This is a genomic window from Thioclava sp. DLFJ4-1 (assembly GCF_002020145.1).
In the GTDB taxonomy this organism is placed as follows: domain Bacteria; phylum Pseudomonadota; class Alphaproteobacteria; order Rhodobacterales; family Rhodobacteraceae; genus Thioclava; species Thioclava sediminum.
Genome location: NZ_MPZT01000003.1, coordinates 556,641 through 579,079 on the forward strand (window position 1 = coordinate 556,641; position 22,439 = coordinate 579,079).

Genomic DNA, 22,439 nt, shown 5'->3' on the forward strand with positions numbered 1-22,439 from the left:
GGGCGAAAAAGCCGCTCTAGCGTTTTCACAAAACGAACACAAAACAGGGAATATGCAATGAAGACTTCTGCTCTCCTTCTGGCGGGGATTGCCGTGGCCGCGCTGAGCGCCCCGGCCCGTGCCGCCGATCCGGACCTGACCATTTTCGATTGGGCCGGTTTCGAAATCCCCGGCCTCTTCCAGCCCTATATCGACAAATACGGCGACAGCCCGACCTACGCTTTCTTCGGCGATGACGACGAGGCCTATCAGAAACTCGCCTCAGGCTTCAAAGCAGACGCGGCGCATCCCTGTTCGCAGATGATCTCGAAATACAAGGATGCCGGGCTGATCGAACCCTGGGACGTCTCGAAGATCCCGGAATTCAAGAATATCGACCCCAAGTATCTGAATTCGAAGATCTTCGTCGATGACGACAAGAACGTCTGGTATCTGCCGACCGACTGGGGCGCGACCGCGATCGCCTATAACCCCGACAAGGTCCCGGCCGAAGACGTGGCGAGCCTCAATGTCTTCATCAATCCGAAATATGCCGGCCGCACCTCGCTGCCCGACAGCTCGGATGACGTCTGGGCGCTGGCCTATCTCGCGACAGGCGTGACCGACTGGACCAATGTCACCGACGAACAGTTCCAGGCCGCCGCCGACTGGCTGCGTGAAGCCAACAAGAACGTCCAAAGCTACTGGACCGACCCCTCGCAGCAGGCACAGCTGATGGCCTCGGGCGAGGTGCTGGTCGCGTGGTCGTGGAATGACGGCGTCGCCTATCTGCAGGACGACAACTACCCGGTCGCCTTCCAGCGCGAGGCGAAAGAGGGCTCGTCGACCTGGTTCTGCGGCTTCGTGAACCTCAAAGACGGTCCCGGCTCGGAAGAGAAGCTTTACGATTTCATGAACGCATGGCTGCGCCCCGAGGCGGGCCCGGTTCTCGTCGACGAGATCGGCTACGGTCACACCAACACCGAAGCGATGAAGCTGATCCCGCCGGAGCAGCTGGAAACGGCGGGCCTGACCGAGATCAACGCGCCGATCCTCGCCCAGACGCCGAACTCGCCGGAACTGCGCGAAAAGCAGCTCGCCGAGTTCGAGAAAATCAAGGCTGGCTTCTGATCACTGCGCCGAATAGATCACAGCGAAGGGCCGCGTCTGACGCGGCCCTTTTTAATTGCCCCTGCTGCGCTAGCTGCGTCCAACCGACCATTTGAGACAGACCATGATACTCGACGCCGCCATTATCATCCTCGCCCTGATCGTCCTTGCCGCGATGTTCCTGCCCCAGCTACGCGATCGCCCGAAATGGCGCGCGATGGTGACCCCGCTGGCCTCGATCATCGGCTCCGGCTTTCTGGTACTTGGCCCGATTTTGGAGGTCCGCTACGGCAGCTTCGCCCCGCTCGCGATGGCGGCTTTGTGTGCTCTGGGCTGGTTTTTCGGGGCGGCGGTGCGCGCCAATATCCGCGCCGAGGAGGTGCCCGACACCGCCGTGATCAAGCGCATCGAAGAGGTGGCGCAGCTCGCGCTCGCCTTCGCCTATGTCATCTCGGTCGCCTATTACCTCAACCTGTTCGGGGCTTTCGCCGTCTCGCTCACGCCGTGGAACACGGATTTCGCCGCCCGCGCGGTAACCACGGCGATGCTCGCCATCGTCGCCATCGCCGGGTTCTCCGGAGGGTTCAAACGGCTCGAGCAGATGGAATATGCCTCGGTCGCGCTCAAACTCGCGATCATCGCCGGTCTGATCCTCGGGCTGGCGGTCTATTTCGGCAAGGTGGCCGTCGCCGGCGATCTGGTGGTCGATGCACCGACGCTGGGCCCGTGGGACTCGCTGCGGCTGCTCTTCGGCCTGATCGTGACCGTGCAGGGGTTCGAGACCGCGCGGTATCTGGGCAAGAGCTACGATGCCGACACCCGGGTCGCGGCGATGAAATGGGCGCAGATGCTCGCGACGGCGATCTACATGGTCTATATCGCGCTGCTGGCTTACATCTTCACGCCCAACGCCCATAACCTGACCGAGACCGCGATCATCGATATGATGCGCGTCGTCGCTCCGATCCTGCCCGCGATGCTGGTGGCCGCGGCGCTGGCGGCGCAATTCTCTGCCGCCGTGGCCGATACCGGAGGCGCGGGCGGTCTGATCGCGGAGTTCTCGCGCGGGAAAATCCCGCAAAAAGCGGCCTATCCGGTGTTGATCGGCGCAGGCATCGCGCTGACTTGGACGACCGATCTGTTCCAGATCATCTCCTACGCGTCGCGCGCCTTCGCGGGCTATTACACGCTGCAGGCGGTGCTCGCCGCGCTGCAGACCGAGGGCACGAAACGCTACGCGTTCTGGGCGCTCGCCGCTTTGGGCGTGGCGATCACGCTTCTTGGCATTCCGGCGGAAGGCGACTGATCGGCGGGGCCGCTGCGGCTCAACTCTCGGAAAGCGCCTGCGCATGCAGCCGTGCATCGAGCGCGTAATAGTCGCCGATGAAGCCGCGAATATCGTCTGTCAGGAACGCCTCATAGGGCGGCGTGCGCGCGCCCGTCCACTCCCCCGGAAGCGCATCGGAGAGATCACGGATCGCCCCCCCGCCCGCCTTTTGCGCGGCATTAGTCAGCCCCAACCGGATGTCGCGAAGCTCCTCCGGCAAGCGATCCCGCAGGAAGCTCTCGAAGCTCTCGATCTTCTCCAGCGCGAACAGCCGGTCCCAGCGGCGATTTTGCAGGTAGCTCCACTGCGCGGCCCAATGGCTGTCCTGCACCTCGCGCGCGGTGGCGTTGATGTAGAAACAGAGCTGCCGAAAGCTCAATCCGCGTTCGATCATCTCCCGGTCCGGATCGTCCCCGCCCGCGAAAAACGCATAGACCGGGCGCGTATGATGCAGCACCGAGTCCTGCATTCGATTGCGTCCGAACTTGTCGCAATAACAGCTGACCAGCCGGTCGACGGGATCGCGCAACAGCGCGACCGAGACCCAGTCCGGCGCATGATCGACGCGGTCGCGCGCGGCGAAAGCCCAATGGCGCGCCTGCATCTGGCTTTGTCCGGAATCGAGCCAGTAATGCGACATGCCGGGTTCGGGCCTGCCGTCGCCCACAAGCCGGAGCGCCCAATCCTTGACCGAGGTATTGGCGACCTTTGCAATCGGGCAGAACACCACGCGCGCAGGTGCGATATACAGCATCGCGCCGTCGTATTGGCTGCGATCGTGATCGCGCAGCAGCCGCGCCTTGCGGCGATATTCCTCCGATCCCCGCAATTCTCGTTCGACATCGGCGACGGACGCGCGCCGCTCCTTCAACGCGCTCTGCGCCGCCTCTTTCGCGGGCCGTCCGAGATAGGCTTGGAACAAGATGTCGATCGCTGCGGGCGTGGCCTGCATCTGCGCGGTGAGATCGGGATCAGCAAAGGCGACAGGGTGCGGGGGCAAATCTTTCATGCGGCGAGACTTTCATAACGGGAGATCAACGGCGCGAGCTGCGCGGGCCAGCCATATTGCGCGACCTCGTCCGGGCGGCGCTCCGATCCGATCGACTTGGTCATGGCATCGCGCAGCAGACGGCGGAACTGCACCGGGTCGTCTGCGACATGCACGCCGCTGAGGCGTTCCGCCTCTTCGAACCCGCGCATCGCTGGGCGCATCGCGACGACTGGTTTGCACGACAAAAGCGCCTCGGCGGTCTTGAGATTGGTGCCTCCGCCCTCGGTGATCGGCAGGCATATGGCGCGGGCGTGATGCAGAAGACCGTTCAAGGTTTCTTCCGCCACCACACCAAGGGGCTCGACGAATTCCGCGTTCATTTGCGCGTACCGCCGAAAGCGGTCGTCGGCGGTGATCAAATGGGTCATTCCGCCTGCAACGACGAGGCGACTGGGCGGTGGCAGGAATCCGGGAATGTCGCCGAAGGACACCCAATAGCCGCGCGCATTCGGCGGATGGGCGGAGCCCGCGACAAACGCATAGGGTCCGTCTAGCGGCGCGGACGGGACCGTTTCAGGATCTGGCGCCCAGCAGCCGTTTGGCGCAACAACGACCTCTGCCGCGCCCGGCAGGTGCGCGAAATGGCGCGCATCGGCCTTACAAACGGCGACGGTGAGATCGGCCCTCGCGACGAGCGCGGCCTCGAGCGCCTCAGCCTCCGCGCGCCAATGCGGATCGATCAGCGCGGCCTCGACATTATGCGCGGAATAGATCAGCCGAGCGCGGCGCAGGACCGGATCGCGGTCCAACGCCTCGGCGAATAGCGGATAGAGCCACGGATGTTCGAACTGCACCGCATCGGGGGCGAAATCGCGCAGTTCCCTGATCAACCCTTCGATCAGCGGATGATCTTTGAGCGTGTCGGAGATATGAAGATCCTCGCGGCGCTGCGGATCGTGGAGACGCGAAAGCAACGCCTCCGGTACCGCCGTGCGACGCTCGTCGGGCGAGCCGTCGCGATAGCCGCGGGTCGAGTAGATCGGGACGTAGCGAAAGATGTAGCCCGCCGCGCGCGCCTGCCGGGCGATGGCCGCGACCCGGCGCTGGCCGCCATGCAACGGACGGTGTATCGGGTAATGGCCGAAAGCTGCGATCTTCATGCGGCATCCTCGCGATAGGGGATCGGCTGGCCCGTCTGTTGTGTCCATGCAGGGTCGCGCGTGGAGGTGTCATCGCCGGCCGCGTCGAACCCGGCGGCGAGCGCCGCTCGGAAATCGGCCCAGCGATGCGGCGTGAACCGCTCCGCTTGCGCACAGGCCGCGCGATAGGCCGCCTCGTCGTCCATCAGCGCCTCGGCCCGGGCTAGCCAGCGCTCGCCCTCCAAAAGCCCGATCGCCTCCGCGCAGCCCTCCGCCGCCTCGATCAAGGCGGGCGCATCCGAAGTCAGACAGGGTTTGCCATGCAGAAGCGACTCGACGACCGGGAGCCCCCAACCCTCGTAATGGGACGGGTAGATCGTGTAGCGGCAATGAGCATAGAGCGCCTCCAACTCGACGTCGTCGACATCATCGAGGATGCGGATCGCGCCATGCGGCAAGCCGGGATCCGCGCGCACCATTTCAAGCAGCGGGCCGATCGACCAGCCGGGCTGTCCGACCCAGACCAGCGGCATGATATCGCCCGCGCGGCGCGCAGCCAGTTCGCGCCAGAGCCGATAGGCGAAATCATGGTTCTTGCGCGGCTCCTGCGTGCCGACCATCAAAACGTAGCCCCCAGGCTCCAGATCGCGCTGTGCGAAGAGGCCCGCGAGATCGGTGGCGGGCGCGGTCTCGCGCAGCGCATCCGCGCCAAGCGTCACGACGTGCACCTTCTCTGGCGGCAACTCGGGATAGCCGCAGCGGGCGGCATGAGCGAGCAGATCGCGCCGCGTCACCTCCGAATTCGTCCAGACCCGATCCACGCCCCAGAGCATCCAATGCAGCGCGGGCGGAAAGGTCTTGCGCGTCGTGGGTTCGGCGACATGCCCCCAAAGGATCGGGATCAGGTCATGGATGTAATAGCTCAACCGCCACCCATGAGCGGCCCGCATCTCATAGGCGGCCCGGTAGCGCGCATCGCCCCAGAACCCACCGGCAGAGACATACTCGCCCACCTCTTCCGGCGCGATCCGATTTCGCTCCGCGCAGATCTGGTCGTGGACCGTATGCACCAGGCCGTAATGCGCCCGGTGATTGAGCGCATCGAGGGCCCGGATGCGCGGCGCGATCCCCGGCGCGACCCGTTCCAGAGCCACGAGCCCATGGCGCATCAGGGCATATTCCTCACCGCTCAACCGCAGCAATTCCTCCGCCACCGCGCTCTCGCGGCGCAAGCGGGTCTCGGCCTCGTCGTATCGCCCGCCCTGCCCGACAGCCCGCATCCTGCGCCGAGCGCGCCAGAGAAACCGTCCGATCCGCGCCCAGGAGCGCCAGCGTCTCGGTGCAGTCAAAGTGCGCGCAGGCGCCTCCGGCTGACAGCCATTGCGGAAGATCACCTCCTCGAAGATCGCCTGCGGGATGCGATAGAACCCGCCGCGCGCCTCATCATAGATCGCCGGTACCGCGCGCGCCCCGAACCGGGCGGCAAACGCCCGCCAGACCTCATGCTCCACCCGCAAGATGCCCATCGGCCGCCAATGGCGGAACTGATAGCTGGTGCTGAGATCGATCAGGATCGACTTGTCGCGCATCGCGCCCCTCCATGGCCAGTTCTTGGCCCGACTCGAGCTATAGCGCGCGGCAAGTTCACGCCCGGTTAATGCGCATCCATCCCATCCGACGTCTTGAAGGCCCCCGATCTTCCCCCTATATTCCAAGACGTTCCCGGCAACGGGGACTATGGGCATAAACGCGCATGAAATAAGCGGATCGGACCCGGGGGCGGTACCCGGCGGCTCCACCAATCAACCCTCGTTGGGGGAGAATGGGGCCGAAATAGGATCGACGAACGTGTAAAGATGTTTGCTTTGTCCCGGTGAGCTACCACCGTTATCGGTGCGATTTGTACAGTTGCCAACGACAACCGTGCTCCGGTCGCTCTGGCTGCGTAAGCAGCTCGGGTAACCGAAACTTAACTCCTTGCGCTTAGCCGCGTAAGGCGGGGCCCGCAGGAGCCTTGCAACAGAATCCTGCACTTTCTCCCTCTTTTTGCGATGCGACCGGCGTTAACCGGTTTGAAATCCGTACCTGCCATGGTGCCCCCAGGACCGACGGGAAACGGAGGGCACGATGTCCCGGCTTGCGAGGATCGAAACGTGGCTCCATGCCGTATGGGGCGAAGGTCGGCTGGACGAGGTCGACGGGTTGTTCGACGCCGAGGCGCAGACCAACGGGCTGTTGCCGGGGCTCGAATTTCGACCGCAGGAATTTCGCGAGCTGGTGCCGGCCTTGCGGGCGCATTTGCAGGACATCAAGATCACCGTGCTGCGCCATGTCGAGACGGAAGACTGGCTTTGGACGCTTCTGAAAATCGCGGGGAAATCGGCACAATCGGCGCGCGCGGTGGAATTCACCGGGCAACTGACGATGCGGTTTCGCGGCGACAGGATTGTGGAAGCCTATAATAATTACGACGTGATCGCGCTTTTCGAGGCGTTGGAGATGATGCCGCGCGACACCGTCGCGCTCTGCCTGTCGGGCGAAGTGCTGGGATAGGCGCGGCCCCCGTGAGGTTCTCCCCAAGGTTGCGCAAGATCGGATGCCGCCACGCCCGGCACATGCCCTCGACGTCAGCCTTCGCGCGGCTCTGCCCGCCTTGCGGCCCGCCACGAATCCCCTATGCTGAGCCCGAGAAGAAAGGGACCCGGCCATGACGCAATCCATTGATTACGGCAACCTGATGCATCACGCGATGCGCGGGCTGATCCAGACAGTGCTGAGCGACATCGCAGCCAATGGTCTGCCCGGCGAGCACCACTTCTTCATCACCTTCGACACCCGTCACCCCGATGCCGAGCTGGCCGATTGGCTGCGCGAGCGCTATCCCGAGGAAATGACCATCGTCATCCAGAACTGGTATGACAATTTCGAAGTGGGCGAGGACGGGTTCTCGATCACGCTGAATTTCGGAAATTCTCCCGAGCCGCTTTATGTGCCGCTCGACGCGATCACCACCTTTGTCGACCCCTCCGTCGAATTCGGCCTGCGTTTCGAGACGCAGGAATATGACGAAGAAGACGAGATCGAAGAGGATGAGGTGACCGAGGAGGAAGAGGCCGCCCCTGCCGAGCGTGGCGAGGCCGAGGTCGTCAGCCTCGATCAATTCCGCAAGTAATCCGGTGCCTTCGGAGCCTCTGGACCGCGAAGCACTCCTGTCGCTTTATCGCGGCTATCTTGATTGTTTGAACGCCCAAGATTGGGCGCAGCTCGGCGATTTCGTGCATCCAGAAGTTACGCACAACGCGCGCCCGCTCGGCCTCGCGGGCTACCGGCAGATGCTCGAGGGTGACCATCGCGCGATCCCCGACCTGCACTTCCGCGCAGAAACGCTCGTGGCCGATCCGCCGGTGATCGCCGCCCGGCTGCGTTTCGACTGCACGCCCGTGGGAATGTTCTTCGATCTGCCGGTGAACGGCCGCCGCGTGACCTTCGACGAACATGTCTTCTATTGCGTCACCGATGGCCGCATCCGCGAGGTGCATTCCCTGATCGACCGCGACGCAATCGCCGCACAGATCTGAGAGCCACACCAAGTATACCTCCGTATACCGTTGCAAAATCCCTCCGCGCGCCCTATCAGTGCGAGCGAAAGATTGCGCGCAATCATGGAGGCCCAGATGACCGCGACCCGCACCGAGACCGACAGCTTCGGCCCGCTTGAAGTTCCCGCCGACAAATATTGGGGCGCGCAGACGCAGCGCTCGATCATGAACTTCCCGATCGGCTGGGAGCGCCAGCCCGTCCCGATCATCCGCGCGCTTGGCGTGATCAAGAAAGCCTGTGCGATGGCCAACAAGGCGCAGGGCAAGATGGACGCGAAGATCGCCGATGCGATCATCGAGGCTGCGGGCGAAGTGATCGAAGGCAAGTTCGACGACAACTTCCCGCTGGTCGTCTGGCAGACCGGCTCGGGCACGCAGTCGAACATGAACGCGAACGAGGTGATCTCGAACCGCGCGATCGAAATTCTCGGCGGCGAGATGGGCTCGAAAGACCCGGTCCACCCGAACGATCACTGCAACATGGGGCAGTCCTCGAACGACACCTTCCCGACCGCGATGCATGTCGGGATCGCGATGCAGGCGCGCGACGTGCTGCTGCCGGGTCTGCGCAAGCTGCACGCGGCGCTGGAAGCCAAGTCCGAAGACTTCAAGGACATCATCAAGATCGGCCGCACCCATACGCAGGACGCGACGCCGCTGACGCTTGGTCAGGAATTCTCCGGCTACGCCCATCAGGTGAAGAAGGGGATCGAACGCGTCGAAGCCTGCCTCGGCGACATCTACGAACTGGCCCAAGGCGGCACCGCCGTCGGTACCGGCCTGAACACGCAAGTTGGCTGGGCCGAGACGGTCGCGGCGAACATGGCCGAGATCACCGATCTGCCCTTCGTCACCGCGCCGAACAAGTTCGAAGCGCTCGCCGCGCATGACGCGATGGTGATGTTCTCGGGTGCGCTGAAGACCGTGGCCGCCTCGCTCTTCAAGATCGCCAATGACATCCGCCTGCTGGGCTCGGGCCCGCGCTGCGGTCTGGGTGAACTGATCCTGCCGGAAAACGAGCCGGGCTCCTCGATCATGCCGGGCAAGGTGAACCCGACGCAGGCCGAAGCGCTGACCATGGTCTGCGCCCATGTCATGGGCAACGACGCCGCGGTCGGTTTCGCCGGCTCGCAGGGTCATTTCGAGCTCAACGTCTACAACCCGATGATGAGCTACAACGTGCTGCAGTCGATGCAGCTTCTGGGCGACAGCGCCTCGGCCTTCACCGACAACATGGTCGCAGGTATCGAGGCCAACGAGCCGCGCATCGAGAAGCTGCTGCACGAGTCGCTGATGCTGGTCACCGCGCTCGCGCCGACCATCGGTTACGACAACGCGACCAAGGTTGCGAAGACCGCGCATAAGAACGGGACCACGCTGAAGGAAGAGGCGATCAAGCTCGGCTTCGTCGACGAGGAAACCTTCGACAAGGTTGTGCGCCCCGAGCAGATGATCGGCCCGAAAGCCTGATCCAGCTCCCATGAATGACGAAGGGCGGCCCCGGTGGCCGCCCTTTTGCATTTGGGGCTCCGCGCGCCCCTTCGCTCTTGCTCAAATATCCCGGGTGAATGCCGCAGGCAGAGGGGCAGCGCCCCCGCCCGACCCGCAGCTCTCAGGCCAGATGAAGATGCACGCGGCGGTTCATCTTGCCCTTCTTCTCGATCTTTCCGATCCTGAGGGCGCCGATCTCGCCGGTCGAGGCGACATGCGTGCCGCCGCAGGGCTGCAGGTCGATCCGGTCCGCCTCGTCGCCGATTGCCACGAGACGCACCCAGCCCTGACCTTTGGGCGGCGCGACCGAGAGCGTCTTGACCAGATCGGGCTGCGCCTCGAGCTCGGCATCGGTAATCCAATGCTCGACCACCTTGAGGTCCTGCGCGATCCAGTCGTTCAACTGACGCTCGATTGCCTCCAGATCCTCGGGCCGCTCCGGCATATCGAAATCAAGCCGTCCCTTTTCAGAGCCGATCTGCCCACCCGTCACCGGCAGCGGGATCGCGACCGACAGCAGGTGCAGCGCGGTGTGGACGCGCATGTGACGGTGACGCCGTTCCCAGTCTAGATGTTGCTGGACCTGTGCGCCAACAGGCGGCAGCGGCTGGGGCTCGGCGGGCACCAGGATCACCGCGCCGGGCGCGCCGGGTTCGGCCTTCACCGCGGTCGCGATCTCGATCTCGCCGCCATCCCAGACCAGTTTACCACTGTCGCCGGGCTGACCGCCGCCGGTCGGGTAAAAGATCGAATCCGCGCAATAGATGCCGCCCTCATCGGTCAGCCCTGTCACCCGGACCTCGAGATCGCGAGCATAGGGGTGAATGCGGTAGCTCTGCTGCTGCGGCTGTTTAGCGGTCTCCGGCATCGGCCTCTCCGTCTGAAGTGTCGTGGCGCTGCTCCTCCATCCCCTCGGGCCCTTCGCCGGGCTGAGGCTTGCCGTAATCGGCGCGGGTGACGGGGCGCTTGGTGTCGCTGTCGTCTTCGCCCGAGTCCTCGAAGGTCTCCTCCGCATCCGCGTCCTCTTCGGTCTGCTCGTCCTTGGGCCGCAGAACCTCGGGGTTGCGCAGCCACACGTCGCGCTGTGCGAAGGGAATTTCGATTCCGGCCTCGGCGAAGCGTTGATTGATCTCGTGGTTCATCTCGCTCTGGACGCGCAGGATGAAGTTCACGTCCGAGAGGATCACGCGCACCTCGAAATCGAGGCTGTCCGCGCCGAAACCTTTGAACATCACCACCGGCTCGGGGTTCATCATCACCAGCGACTGGTTCTCGGCGACTTCGTGCAGGATCTTCTCGACCTTGCGGGTGTCGGTGCCGTAGGCGACGCCCACCGGCACGATGAGGCGGCCCGTGACATTGCCGCGCGTCCAGTTCGTCACCTGCCCCGAAATCAGGTCCGCATTGGGAACGATGACTTCGGTGCGGTCGAAGGTCTCGATCCGGGTGGAGCGCACGGAGATCGCCTTGACGATCCCCATCTGGCCATTGACTTCGATCCAGTCGCCTTCGGAAATCGGGCGCTCGATCAGCAGGATGATGCCCGAGACGAAGTTCTGCACGATGGTCTGCAGACCGAAACCGACACCGACGGAGAGCGCACCGGCGACGATGGCGAGCGAGCTCAGATCAATCCCTGCCGAGGAGATCGCGATGATCGCGGCGAGGAAGATCCCCAAATAGCCAAGCCCCGAGACAATGGCATTCTGGCCGCCCTTGTCGATCTTGGTCTTTGGCAGCAGCGAGGTCTTCAGCGCCCCTTGCAGGAGCCGCGTGACCATTAGGCCGATCACGAAGACGATCGCGAAGGTCAGGAAGATACCGGGCGAGATCGTGACGCCGCTGACCGAGACGCCGTTCTGGAACCGGGTCCAGAGCTCGGCCAGATCGGCCGGGCGCGCGCCCCAGATCAGCGCTGCGGGCGGCATGGCGAGCAGGCCCAGCAAGAAGCCGATCAGCGCCGGGATCAGGGAGTCGCGGCCGTCATCCTCGCGCCGGGTGACCAGCACGTAGACATCGGTGAAGAACTGGTTGAGCACCAGGACCAGCGCGATCAGCCCCAGCGTCAGTATGGTCGGGAAGATCAGCGCATTGGCGGCGTTGATATAGCCGATCCCGCCCAGAACCGGCGCGACCACCGCGACGCCAATCAGCGCATTGCCGAGCGCGCCGACAAGACGGTCGCGAAACGCGCCTTCCTCGCTCCCGTTGGTCTCGTTGCGCAGGTGACGGCGCAGCAGCTGGCCGAAGCGGAACAGCGCAATCGCTGCAAGGACCTGCAGCGGGAAGACCAGCACGCCGAAGCCTGCATCGAGCGTATGCCCCGCCGCGTCGATCTCTTCGGCGGTTTTCGCGCTGCCCTCGAATACGTCCTGCCCGCGGGCCACAAGCCAGTCACCGAACGGGCCCTGGATCGCGGCGAACACGGCCAGCGAGATCGTCAGCACCCGGCCTTCTCGGCGCCGTTCGCTTTGCAGCGTGAAGGGCGCGGCCTGCCGGTCATTGCGTGGGAAGATACGGCCCGAGAGCCAGAAGGCGACGAAGGCCGCGCTCAGAACCACGCCGATCGCGAGCAACAACTCCAACCAGCGCGCGCCGAACAGCTCCGTCTGCACCAGCGCCGCTTCAAGGAGCGCGATCCCGGCGATCGGCAGCAAGAGTTGGCCCAGCGAGACGATGAAATCGATCACCCGCTGCGCGTTGCGCGCCAGACGCGCCTCCAGCACATCGGCCAGTTTGTCGATCCATGTCCGCCCGCGCAGCACCAGCATAAGCGCCACCAACAAAAGGCCCACGATCGCAGGGGCGTTGTTGCGCGCATTGGCGTAAGGGTCGTTCTGATCGAGTTGCTGCCCCATCTCGGAGGCAAGCTCGGAGGTCAGCCCGGTGAGGACTTTCACCCCTTCGGGCCAGTTTATCGGGTTCAGCGGCGACGGTGTCAGCCGCAGGAGTTTGTCGGTCTGCCGTGCGCGCAAAAGCTGGTCGATATTGGCGACGATGGAATCCGCGCGGCTGGCGGCCTCGGTCGCGCGCAACCCCGGCGATTGCAGCTGCGCCAGCTCGTCATTGAGCTTCTTGCGCCGGTCGGCAATCGCCTGATCCTCGCTCTGGCCCTCCTTTGGTGGGGGCCCGAGCGCGTCGATCTGCGCTTTCACGGTCGAGATCTGGCTGGCGTTGATATCCTCCGCCGCCTTGAACTTTTCCCGCCAGTCGACGACCTCCTGCCGGATCTTGTCGAAGGCCGGGCGTTGGGCCTGATCGGCCTGCACCATCTTTTCGGCTTCGGTCGCGGTCTGTTCCCACGCCTTGTAATCGGGCGTGTCGGGGCTTTGCGCGAAACCAATCCCCGGGAGCGCCAGCGCGACGGCCAGCAAGAGCAGACGCGCCAGACGCAGTATCATCCCTCGAATACCTCCGGCATCTCACGCGGAGCCCGGTCGAGCCATTCCGGCACCGGCAAGCCCTTGCCCTTGAGGAAGTCGGGGTTGAACAGTTTCGACTGGTAGCGGTTGCCGTAATCGCACAGCACCGTCACGATCGTGTGGCCGGGCCCCATCTCGCGCGCCATATGCATCGCGCCCGCGATATTGATCCCCGAGGAGCCGCCCAAGCAGAGGCCTTCTTCCTGCAGCAGGTCGAAGACCACCGGCAGCGCCTCGCTATCGGGGATGTTGAAGCTCATATCCGGGGTGAAGCCCTCGAGATTGGCGGTGATCCGCCCCTGCCCGATGCCTTCGGTGATCGAAGAACCCTCGGATTTGAACTCGCCGGTCGTGTAATAGCTGTGCAGCGCCGCGCCGTCGGGATCGGCGAGACCGATCTTCACGCCCTTGGGCTGCAGCGCCATGCCGGTGCCTGCGAGCGTGCCGCCGGAGCCCACCGCGCAGATGAAGCCGTCAACCTTGCCGCCGGTCTGATCCCAGATTTCGGGGCCGGTCGTTTCGATATGGGCCTGCCGGTTCGCGGTATTGTCGAACTGGTTCGCCCAGATCGCGCCATGCGGATCGGTCTTGGCGAGTTCCTTCGCGAGCCGCTCGGAATAGCGCACGTAGTTGTTCGGATTGCGATAGGGCGCGGCCGGAACCTGCACCAGTTCGGCCCCCGCCAGCCGCAGCATGTCCTTCTTTTCCTGGCTCTGCGTCTCGGGGATCACGATCACCGCGCGGAAGCCCATCGAAGCGCCGACGAGCGCGAGACCGATGCCGGTATTGCCCGCCGTGCCTTCGACGATCGTCCCGCCGGGCGCAAGCTCGCCGCGCTGGATCGCGTCACGGATGATGAACAGCGCCGCGCGGTCCTTCACCGATTGGCCGGGATTGAGGAATTCCGCCTTGCCGAGGATCGTGCAGCCGGTCTCTTCCGATGCCTTCCTGAGCTTGATGAGCGGGGTATTTCCCACCGCCGACGCCAGATCGCTGCAGATACGCATCGCGCATTCCTCCCGTATCGAGTAACCCCCAACGGGGCCGTTGAAATCAGACTTAGGACGCGGCGCGCGCCACCTCAACCCCGCGATTACGCGACGCCAGCCATCCGCTGCAGTGCAGCGCGCTGCCCGGCGAGCCAGAGCGCGAGCACGACCAGCGGCGCATTGCCCGCCTCGCCGGTCGCAACCAGCGTCATCAAGCGCTCGAACGGCACCAGATGCGCGCGGATATCTTCGTGCTCATCGGCCTTTCCGCCAAGCTGTGCGGCCTCATCGGGCAGATCGGTGATCCCGATATAGGAATAGACGAATTCGCTTTTCGCGCCGGGCGACGGGTAATAGCGCGGGGCCTCGATCAGGCGCGCAATCGTGATCCCGGCCTCCTCGCCCGCCTCGCGCAGCGCGGCCTCTTCGGGCGTCTCGCCGGGATCGACCCGGCCCGCGATCGCCTCGATCATCCACGGGTTCGGCTCGCCCCGCGCCAGTGGCCCGGTGCGGATCTGTTCGATCAGCATCACCCGGTCGCGCACCGGATCGTAAGGCAGAACGACGCTCGCATCGCCCGAGACGAAGGCGGCCCGGTCGAGCTTGGCGCTCATCCCGCCGGCGAACAGCCGATGTTCCAGCTTGTAATCCTCGACCGCGAAAAACTTCGCATAAGCAGTCTGTTGTGCGTCGATCTTGATGTCGCCCTCGTGCAGATCCCGGCGCAAATGCTGCGCCATCGGGGTTGCGCGCGCGCGCAAGGTAGACGCCGCGCGCACGAGGATCGCGTGATAGCGCGCATTGGCGGCGTCGGGCCCCACGGCCTGCGCCTCGGCGATGAAAAGCCGCGCGGCCTCGGTCTTCAGCGCGGCCCATTTCGGCGCCCAGTCTCCGAGGGTCCACGCCTCGCCCACGTCCCAGCGCCCCGCTTTCGGCAGCCACAGCTTTGCCTCGCGCGGCCCCGATCCGGTCTCGAGTTCGCGGAGCTCGGCATCGTAGCCATCCTCATACCACGCGATGCGCTCGGCCTCGGCCTTGGTCAAGTCGGCCACGACGCCGCGCGTCACAGCGTCCGGTGTCGCGATCAGGATCGGAAAGCCCAAGCCCTGCCCCTCGCGACAGGCCTCATGCGGGGCGAAGCCCTCCAGCCGCGCCGGAACGAGCTGCGGCACACGACCGATGACCGCCTCCAGCAGAGGCGGATGACACAACGTGCCGTAAAAGAAATGTCGTTGCATGACCGTCCCCGCAGCTTGGCACATCATGCGCCACAACCTGCAAGGCAGGCGCGCGATGTCAAGCGGAGGGTGTGATGGGTTTCGTGCTCAGCGCCCGTAGCGGCGATGCGCGAGTTCCGACAGGAGCCCCGCGCCCATCGCGCCCAAGCCCAGCGTGATGACCGGCATTACCCCAAGCGAGGCCAACCCGATCGCGGTGCCCTGCCCGATGACGTCGGTCACGGCGGAGAGCACATCGTCATAGCGCATGCGCAGCGCCAGTTTCAGCATCTGCATCACGCCGAGGAAGGCGAAGGTCCACAGCAGGACATAAAGACCGCCGCGAAGACCGTCATTGATTGCGTCGACCCAGCGGCGCCCGGCGGAAACCCCGACCACGCGCCAGCCGAACAACAGCCCGAACGAGCCCATGATCAGCCATAATTCCTTTGCCCCGTCGGTCCCGGCGGGAATCGCGGGCATGATCTGCTGCGCGGCAAAGAACCCGGTCGCCCCAAGCGCCAGCGCCGCGAAAAGTTTCGCGATCGTAGGGATTTGCGCCTGAGAGTTGCGCACGGCAATTCGGTGCATCATGTCGGGCCTCCATCTCGAAACCAAGGAACGGTTTGAGGGTGATCCCCTCTGGTTAACGGGCGATTACGGCGAAACTATGAAAAGTTTACGCTGCGTAATTTGCTATGAAAAAGGCCCGGACCATCGCTGGCCGGGCCTTTCGCGTCTATCGCAATGCGGCGCTGCGCGCCTTAGCCGATCCGGTAGTTCGGGCTCTCGCGGGTGATCGCGACGTCGTGGACATGGCTTTCCTTGAGGCCCGCGCCGGTGATGCGGACGAAATTGCAGTTCGTGCGCATCTCGGCGACCGTGGCGGAGCCGGTATAGCCCATCGCCGCGCGTAGACCGCCCACGAGCTGGTGGATCACCGCGCCTGCGGGGCCTTTGTAGGGCACCTGCCCCTCGATGCCTTCGGGGACGAGCTTGTCGTTCGCCGCATCTTTCTGGAAGTAGCGATCCGCCGAGCCGCGCGCCATTGCGCCGAGCGAGCCCATGCCGCGATAGGATTTGAACGAGCGGCCCTGATAGAGGATCACTTCGCCGGGGCTTTCATCGGTGCCCGCGATCATCGAGCCGACCATGGCGCAGCTTGCGCCTGCCGCGATGGCTTTCGCGAAATCGCCCGAGAACTTGATGCCGCCATCGGCGATGATCGGCACGTCGCCCGCCGCGCTTACGCAATCCATGATCGCGGTCAGCTGCGGCACGCCCACGCCCGCGACCATCCGCGTCGTGCAGATCGAGCCCGGGCCGATGCCGCATTTCACCGCGTCGGCGCCCACGTCGATCAGCGCTTTGGTGGCGTCGGCCGTGGCCACGTTGCCCGCGATCACCTGCACATCGCTCGACAGTTGCTTGATGCGCTTGACCGCGTCAATCACGCCCTGGCTGTGACCGTGTGCGGTATCGACCACCACGATATCGCAGCCCGCGTCGATCAGCGCCTCGGAACGCTCGAATCCTGCGTCGCCCACGGAGGTCGCAGCGGCCACGCGCAACCGGCCCAGATCGTCCTTGCAGGCGGTCGGGTTGAGGACGGCCTGCTCGGTATCGCGCAGCGTCAGGAGGCCCGTCAGCTTGCCTTCGTCATCGGTCACCAGCAGCTTCTCGATCCGGCGCTCGCGCATCATCGCGATGGCTTGGGCGCGGTCGGCGGGCTCTTGCAGGATCGCGAGACGGTCGGTGGTCATCATCACCGAAACCGGGGTTTCGTCCTTCTGGGCGAACCGCATGTCGCGGTTGGTCACGATGCCAACGACGCGGCGGTTTTCATCGACGACCGGGAAGCCGGAGAAACCGTAGCGCTCGGTCAGCGCCTTCGCATCGGCGAGCGTCTGATCGGGGCGCAGCGTGATCGGGTTGTAGACGATGCCGCTCTCGAAGCGCTTCACGCGGCGGACCTCGTCGGCCTGCTGCTCGACGGTGAGGTTCTTGTGGATCACGCCCACGCCACCCGCCTGCGCCATAGCGATCGCCATGCGCGCCTCGGTGACGGTGTCCATCGCGGAAGACAGAAGCGGGATGTTGAGCCGGATTTTCTTCGTCACCTGGGTCGAGACATCTGCGGTTGCAGGAAGCACCGAAGAGGCTGCGGGAAGAAGAAGAACGTCGTCGAAGGTGAGCGCCTCGCGAATCTGCATGGGGGGTCTCCAGTGTCCAGATGCGTTTGGCAGTTTGCTGTTTCACGCAATGGACGCGAAGGCAACCCCTCGCGGACGCGCTGCGCATGGGGTGTGCGCGAACGAGGGGTATGGCGCCATCGTGTCAGCCTCCTACGGTGGCGCGGGGCGACCAGCCCCGGGCCGCGCCCGACCCTCCCCACGGGAGGGCGCATTGGCGCTATCATCGCGGGAACGACCGACTTACGGGCTTGCAGGATAAACCGCCCAGCCACGTGCGGAGCAAAGCGCCCACCCGAGGCTCGGGCGCCGCCCTCCGCGCTCAGGCAATCGCGGCGTTGGTCTTCATCGCGAGCTGACCCTTCGCCCAAAGCTGCAGCACTTTCAGCGCAATCGGCACCACGATCAGCGTCGCTGCCGTCAGCATCAGCGCGCCGGGCAACGCCCAGACCCCGCCAAGCGCGAGCCAGCACCCTGCCGTCGCAGCCGCTGGGAAAGTGAACGCGCCCCAGAGCGGCGAGAAGCCCCCTGCGAGCAGCCAGCGTATCGACGCGACCAGCGCCAGAAGGAAGGCCGCCGCGAGGATCGCCATCGCCTGCGCGATCCCCATCGCGCCGAACGCGCTCGCCACGGTGCCGATCAGCGCCGCGGGCGCGAGATGAATGGCGAGCAGCGGCCGCAGCGGCGCAGGCACGCGCTCGCGGGAGAATTGCTGCAGCGAGATCATCCAGATCACGACCGCCGACAGCATCGCGACCCAGAACATCACCAGGGCCACCGTATCGAGCCCAAGGATCACCGCCGCCACCGCGCCGACGATCCAGCCCGAGAAGGTCAGCTGCCATGTGGGATTGACGCGGCGCTGCTCGGCCGGGCCGGTTACGAGCGTATAGATCACCGCTGAGATCAGCCCCAGATGCACGACCACGCCCAGCCAGAAGACGATCTTTGCCAGCCCGCCATAGGGCGCAAGCGAAGCCGCGATCAGGTAGATCGTCAGCGTTCCCGCGGCGAGCCCCGCACGCCCCGGCAGCACGCGCAGATCCTCGAACACCACGCCCGGGCGCCGCACGACCTTCCCGCCATAGGCCACCAGCGTGAACAGCGCGAGCAGCGTCACCGCGCCCAGAAACAGCTCCGCCAGATCGGGCGGCAGCGCGAATTGCCCGACGCCGCGCCGCCACGCGATCCCGAGGCCCATCAGCCCCAGCACGGGCGGGAACATCGCGGGCGGGGTGCGGCGAAACAGGCCCTTGGGCGTCATCTTGGGCGGGGCAAAGGACATGTGCTTACCTCGGGCAATCGGCAAATCATTTCGGTCGCGCAGAAGCTTGCAATATTTCGCGCGCGGCGGAAAGCTGTCCGAGGTGCGACAGGGTGTCTGGAGGCAAGATGGCGGGACATGGATATGAATCGGGGCGGCTGAACCTGCCCTTCGTGGGAATTTCCACTTTCGGCAAGCGCGCTTACGTGGCCGATTGGGACGCGATCGAGGCGGATGTGGCGGTTATGGGCGCGCCGTTCGATTTCGGCACGCAATTCCGTCCCGGCGCGCGGTTCGGGCCGCGGGCGGTGCGCGAAGCCTCGACGCTGTTCTCCTTCGGTCATGCGGGGGCTTACGATCACGAGGATGACGCGACCTATCTCGGGCCGGAGGTCACGATCGTCGATATCGGCGATGCCGACATCGTCCATACCGACACGGTGAAGAGCCACGCCAATATCGAGACCGGCGTGCGGGCGATGCTGAAGGCGGGCGCGCTGCCGGTGGTGATCGGCGGCGATCATTCGATCAATATCCCCTGCATCCGCGCCTTCGCTGAAGACTGCGCCGAGAAGGGCCCGATCCATATCCTGCAGATCGACGCTCATCTCGATTTCGTGGACGAGCGTCACGGCGTGACCGAAGGCCACGGCAACCCGATGCGCCGCGCCGCCGAGAAGGGGTACGTCTCGGGGATCACCGCACTCGGCATTCGCAACGTGTCCTCCACCTCGAAGGAGGGCTATGACGCCGCCCGCGCGATGGGCGACGATTTCCTGAGCGTGCGGCAGGTGCGCAAGCTGGGGGCCGAGGGCGTGCTGGCCCGCATCCCGGAGGGTGCGCGGATCTATGTCACGATCGATATCGACGGCTTCGACCCTTCGATCGCGCCCGGCACCGGGACGCCGAGCCATGGCGGGTTTCTCTATTACGAGGTGCTGGAGATCCTGCAGGGCGTGGCGAAGCGGCACGAGGTGGTGGGCATCGATCTGGTCGAGGTCGCCCCCGATTACGACCCCACCGGCTCCACCCCGATCCTCGCCGCGCAAGTGCTGCTGAATTTCCTCGGCTTCATCTTCCACGCGCGACAGTCCGGCGGTGCGCCTGCGGCAGGTTGAGGGAGCCTCCGGCGGGGATATTATCCTCAAGGAGAAGGGTTAACGGGGCAGCACCCACAGAGTCGCCCCGAGGCTATGCGGCTGCGCGCCGGTGCCCAGTTTGAAGCGCATCCGCCCTGCCCCGTCCTCGCTATCCACGGCGCCCAGATCGAGCTGCCGGATCCCGCGCGCCTTCAGCCGCAGCGCCGCGTGCCAGAGCATCACGTTATGCGCCCCCGACGCGCGCCCCTCCGGCCCGGTCCAGCCGATATGATAGCTCGCCCCGTCGCCATGGAGCAGGAAGATGCCGCCCGCGAGGCGCTGTCCCTTGGAATCCTCGATGCGCAGCGCGAGGAACTTATCAGGACTGTGATCCGCCCAAGCACGGGTGAAGCCGGGCGGCAAGGCGCGGTAGCCACGCGCCCGTTGCTGCGCGGCATCGGCGGCGAGAAGCCAGTCGATCTCGGGCTCAAGCTGCACCTGCACCCCTGCGCACTCCGCCGCCGCCAGACGATTGCGCCATTTTCCGGCCAGCCCGGCGCGCAGCGCCTCCGTCTCGGGCTGCAAGGACCAAAGTGCATGATGGCGGGAGGTGATAAGCGGGACCAGCCCGATCCCGGCCAGCGGCGCGTCCGGCGTCGCGAGGACGATCCCGCATCGGCGCGCGATCCGGTGCAGCACCGCGATTTGGAGAGAGCGATCAAGGTCCGGCGCGAAAACCGGTCCGCGCGACAGTAGCCACAGCCCGCCGCGCCCGATCATCTGGGCCAGTGCGATCCGCCTGCCCGCCTGCGTGATCTCGAGCCGCAGAACGCGCCGCCCCCGCGCGGCAGCGAGCGTCCCATAGAGCGCCGCCTGCTGAAAGGCCGGCGCGTGCCCCGGTGCGAGCGCGCGCAACGCCCGATCCCACCCCGCATCGGGGCCTGAAAATTGCGTGAGACGGACAGGTTTCATCGCCGCCATTAAGGCTTGCTTTACCTAAGCTGGGGTTAATGACGGCGCTAAACATGACAACCCTGAGGCGAAATGAACCGCGCTCCTGAAAATCCCCCGCGCGCAAAGCGCAGACAGCCCCCGCCTGCCGGGACATCGTTGCAGGCGCGCAAAACCGACGGGCCGCCACACCTGCCAGCTCCGCGCGCCACGCTTTGGAGTGCGCTTCTGGTCGCGCTTTTCGGCGCGGCTCTCTGGCTCGGCCTTCTTGCGATTCTCAAGTTTTCCAACGGCTTCTAAACGCTTCAGTTCAGAACTTGACGCGAACGTCACCTTCGAGTGGCCGCAAAGACACATTTTTCCGTGCATGCCGGCAACAGAACGTGACGTCATCGTGAAGCGCAGATTGATTTACACCTTCCGGCTGATAGCGTCACCGCAAGGAATTCCTTCGAGACGTTAGGATCTCCTTCGGGACACGTTAGGGAAGAGGAACATTATGAAACGTGTGATGACTTCGATGGCCGCACTCGCGATTGGCGCAGGCGCGGCCCATGCGGGCGGGGTGGAGCGCTCGACGCAATCGGTCGGCATCCTGTTCGAACAGGGCAATTACGGCGAAGTGAGCTTCGGCGCGTTCAATCCGGACGTGTCGGGTTCGGTGAGCTACGGACCCTTTGGCAACCCCTCTTCGGGCGACATGGCGCCCGGCTATGGCACGGTGAGCCTTGGTTACAAGCAGCATCTGAGCGATCAATGGGACCTCGCGGTTATCTTCGATCAGCCGATCGGTGCAAAAGTGAACTATCCCGCTCAGCCCGCTCCGCCGGCAGGCTATCCGCTCGGTGGTTCTCAGGCATCGATCAAGTCCGCGGCTATTACGGCACTGCTGCGCTACAAGATGCCGAACAACGTATCGTTCTACGGCGGTGTTCGTAGCGAGAGCGCGTCGGGCAAGGTTTCGCTTCCGTTCCTGAACTACAAGATGAAGACTTCGGACGAGACCGATTTCGGTTATGTCGTCGGGGTGGCTTGGGAAAAGCCGGAAATCGCGGCCCGCGTGGCTCTGACCTACAACTCCAAGATCACGCATGATTTCAGCGCAACCGAAGAAACCGTCGCCGGCACCTTCAATTCGAACTTCGAAACCACCGTACCGGAATCGGTCAACCTCGAATTCCAGACCGGGATCATGAAGGATACTCTGCTGATGGGCTCGGTTCGCTGGGTGCACTGGACCCAGTTCGATATTTCGCCCAACGCATACACGCAGAGCCCTCTGAATGGCGGCGTCTATGGTCAAGGTGCGCTCGTCGAATACACGGACAACACGATCACCTATAACCTCGGCGTTGGCCGTCGCTTCAACGACCAGTGGTCGGGTGCGATCATGTTCGGCTACGAGAAGCACACCGGCAAACCGACCGGGAACCTCGGCCCGACCGATGGCTTCAAGTCGGTCTCGCTGGCAGCAAGCTACCAGGCGACCCAGAACATCAAGGTGACCGGCGGCGTTCGCTACGTCGATATCGGCGACGCGACCACCAATGGCATCAACGGCGACTTCACCGGCAATGACGGCTGGGGCGCGGGCCTGCGCGTCGGGATCAACTTCTGATCGCAAGCCTCTGAAAAATTAGGAATAGCCCCGCCTCGTGCGGGGCTTTTTCTTTGGACCTCGGCAATGCC

General features: G+C 64.7%; 19 protein-coding genes and 1 other RNA gene. 9 read left to right on the plus strand and 11 right to left on the minus strand.

The features are described from left to right. The first annotated feature begins 57 nt into the window (after positions 1 to 57). Together BMI85_RS12450 and BMI85_RS12455 are read left to right on the plus strand one after the other, a co-directional pair. Positions 58 to 1,110: an ABC transporter substrate-binding protein gene (locus BMI85_RS12450; protein ID WP_078550536.1), complete on the plus strand. Its 1,053-nt coding sequence runs from the start codon at positions 58 to 60 to the stop codon at positions 1,108 to 1,110. 103 nt (positions 1,111 to 1,213) lie between these two features. Further along, complete coding sequence (locus tag BMI85_RS12455) at positions 1,214 to 2,395, plus strand: hypothetical protein (RefSeq protein WP_244176630.1); 1,182 nt, start codon at positions 1,214 to 1,216, stop codon at positions 2,393 to 2,395. Positions 2,396 to 2,414: 19 nt separating this feature from the next. Here the strand turns inward: BMI85_RS12455 and BMI85_RS12460 are convergent, their stop codons facing one another. The 3 genes from BMI85_RS12460 to BMI85_RS12470 are packed head-to-tail and all read right to left on the minus strand — an operon-like array spanning position 2,415 to position 6,135. Beyond that, positions 2,415 to 3,425 (minus strand): sulfotransferase family 2 domain-containing protein, encoded by a 1,011-nt coding sequence (locus BMI85_RS12460; protein WP_078601501.1) that lies wholly within the window; start codon positions 3,423 to 3,425, stop codon positions 2,415 to 2,417. After that, positions 3,422 to 4,567 (minus strand): glycosyltransferase, encoded by a 1,146-nt coding sequence (locus tag BMI85_RS12465; RefSeq protein WP_168174784.1) that lies wholly within the window; start codon positions 4,565 to 4,567, stop codon positions 3,422 to 3,424. Before BMI85_RS12465 ends, BMI85_RS12460 begins: the two co-directional genes overlap by 4 nt. Continuing rightward, on the minus strand, positions 4,564 to 6,135 hold the full coding sequence (locus BMI85_RS12470) for a glycosyltransferase family 1 protein (protein ID WP_078601503.1): 1,572 nt from the start codon (positions 6,133 to 6,135) through the stop codon (positions 4,564 to 4,566). The genes BMI85_RS12465 and BMI85_RS12470 overlap by 4 nt, the downstream gene beginning before the upstream one ends. Before the next feature lie 89 nt (positions 6,136 to 6,224). Between BMI85_RS12470 and ssrA the strand changes: the two genes are divergently transcribed. From ssrA to fumC, 5 genes are all read left to right on the plus strand, one after another. Continuing rightward, positions 6,225 to 6,580, plus strand: a transfer-messenger RNA (tmRNA) gene (gene ssrA, locus BMI85_RS12475). Positions 6,581 to 6,673: 93 nt separating this feature from the next. Next, entirely contained in the window at positions 6,674 to 7,099 is a 426-nt protein-coding gene (locus BMI85_RS12480; RefSeq protein ID WP_078601504.1) for an ester cyclase, read from the plus strand. Positions 7,100 to 7,253: 154 nt separating this feature from the next. Then, positions 7,254 to 7,718 (plus strand): ClpXP protease specificity-enhancing factor SspB, encoded by a 465-nt coding sequence (locus BMI85_RS12485; RefSeq protein ID WP_078601505.1) that lies wholly within the window; start codon positions 7,254 to 7,256, stop codon positions 7,716 to 7,718. A gap of 4 nt (positions 7,719 to 7,722) precedes the next feature. Continuing rightward, a complete protein-coding gene (locus tag BMI85_RS12490) occupies positions 7,723 to 8,124 on the plus strand; it encodes an ester cyclase (protein WP_246832554.1) in 402 nt (133 codons plus the stop codon). Positions 8,125 to 8,220: 96 nt separating this feature from the next. Continuing rightward, on the plus strand, positions 8,221 to 9,615 hold the full coding sequence (fumC, locus tag BMI85_RS12495; protein WP_078523282.1) for a class II fumarate hydratase: 1,395 nt from the start codon (positions 8,221 to 8,223) through the stop codon (positions 9,613 to 9,615). A 142-nt stretch (positions 9,616 to 9,757) separates the two neighbouring features. Here the strand turns inward: fumC and BMI85_RS12500 are convergent, their stop codons facing one another. The 7 genes from BMI85_RS12500 to BMI85_RS12530 form a co-directional block, all read right to left on the minus strand. Next, positions 9,758 to 10,504, minus strand: a complete 747-nt coding sequence (locus tag BMI85_RS12500) for an alanyl-tRNA editing protein (protein WP_078601506.1) — start codon at positions 10,502 to 10,504, stop codon at positions 9,758 to 9,760. After that, complete coding sequence (locus BMI85_RS12505; RefSeq protein ID WP_143595066.1) at positions 10,488 to 13,037, minus strand: DUF3772 domain-containing protein; 2,550 nt, start codon at positions 13,035 to 13,037, stop codon at positions 10,488 to 10,490. Before BMI85_RS12505 ends, BMI85_RS12500 begins: the two co-directional genes overlap by 17 nt. Then, entirely contained in the window at positions 13,034 to 14,065 is a 1,032-nt protein-coding gene (locus tag BMI85_RS12510) for a cysteine synthase A (protein ID WP_078601507.1), read from the minus strand. Before BMI85_RS12510 ends, BMI85_RS12505 begins: the two co-directional genes overlap by 4 nt. A gap of 86 nt (positions 14,066 to 14,151) precedes the next feature. Beyond that, positions 14,152 to 15,285 carry an NUDIX domain-containing protein gene (locus tag BMI85_RS12515; protein ID WP_168174785.1) on the minus strand — a complete coding sequence of 378 codons (1,134 nt, stop codon included), beginning with the start codon at positions 15,283 to 15,285 and terminating at the stop codon, positions 14,152 to 14,154. 87 nt (positions 15,286 to 15,372) lie between these two features. Then, a complete protein-coding gene (locus BMI85_RS12520; protein ID WP_078601509.1) occupies positions 15,373 to 15,858 on the minus strand; it encodes a TrgA family protein in 486 nt (161 codons plus the stop codon). 170 nt (positions 15,859 to 16,028) lie between these two features. Further along, positions 16,029 to 17,477, minus strand: coding sequence for an IMP dehydrogenase (gene guaB / locus BMI85_RS12525; protein ID WP_078550562.1), 1,449 nt, complete (start codon positions 17,475 to 17,477; stop codon positions 16,029 to 16,031). A gap of 301 nt (positions 17,478 to 17,778) precedes the next feature. After that, entirely contained in the window at positions 17,779 to 18,741 is a 963-nt protein-coding gene (locus BMI85_RS12530; protein ID WP_078601510.1) for a hypothetical protein, read from the minus strand. Between the two features lie 107 nt (positions 18,742 to 18,848). Here BMI85_RS12530 and speB point away from each other — a divergent pair, with 107 nt between their 5' ends. After that, complete coding sequence (gene speB / locus BMI85_RS12535) at positions 18,849 to 19,838, plus strand: agmatinase (protein ID WP_078601511.1); 990 nt, start codon at positions 18,849 to 18,851, stop codon at positions 19,836 to 19,838. Between the two features lie 39 nt (positions 19,839 to 19,877). Here the strand turns inward: speB and BMI85_RS12540 are convergent, their stop codons facing one another. Beyond that, positions 19,878 to 20,771, minus strand: coding sequence for a GNAT family N-acetyltransferase (locus BMI85_RS12540; protein WP_210402349.1), 894 nt, complete (start codon positions 20,769 to 20,771; stop codon positions 19,878 to 19,880). A gap of 478 nt (positions 20,772 to 21,249) precedes the next feature. Here BMI85_RS12540 and BMI85_RS12545 point away from each other — a divergent pair, with 478 nt between their 5' ends. Next, complete coding sequence (locus BMI85_RS12545) at positions 21,250 to 22,368, plus strand: outer membrane protein transport protein (protein ID WP_078523201.1); 1,119 nt, start codon at positions 21,250 to 21,252, stop codon at positions 22,366 to 22,368. Positions 22,369 to 22,439: the final 71 nt, after the last annotated feature.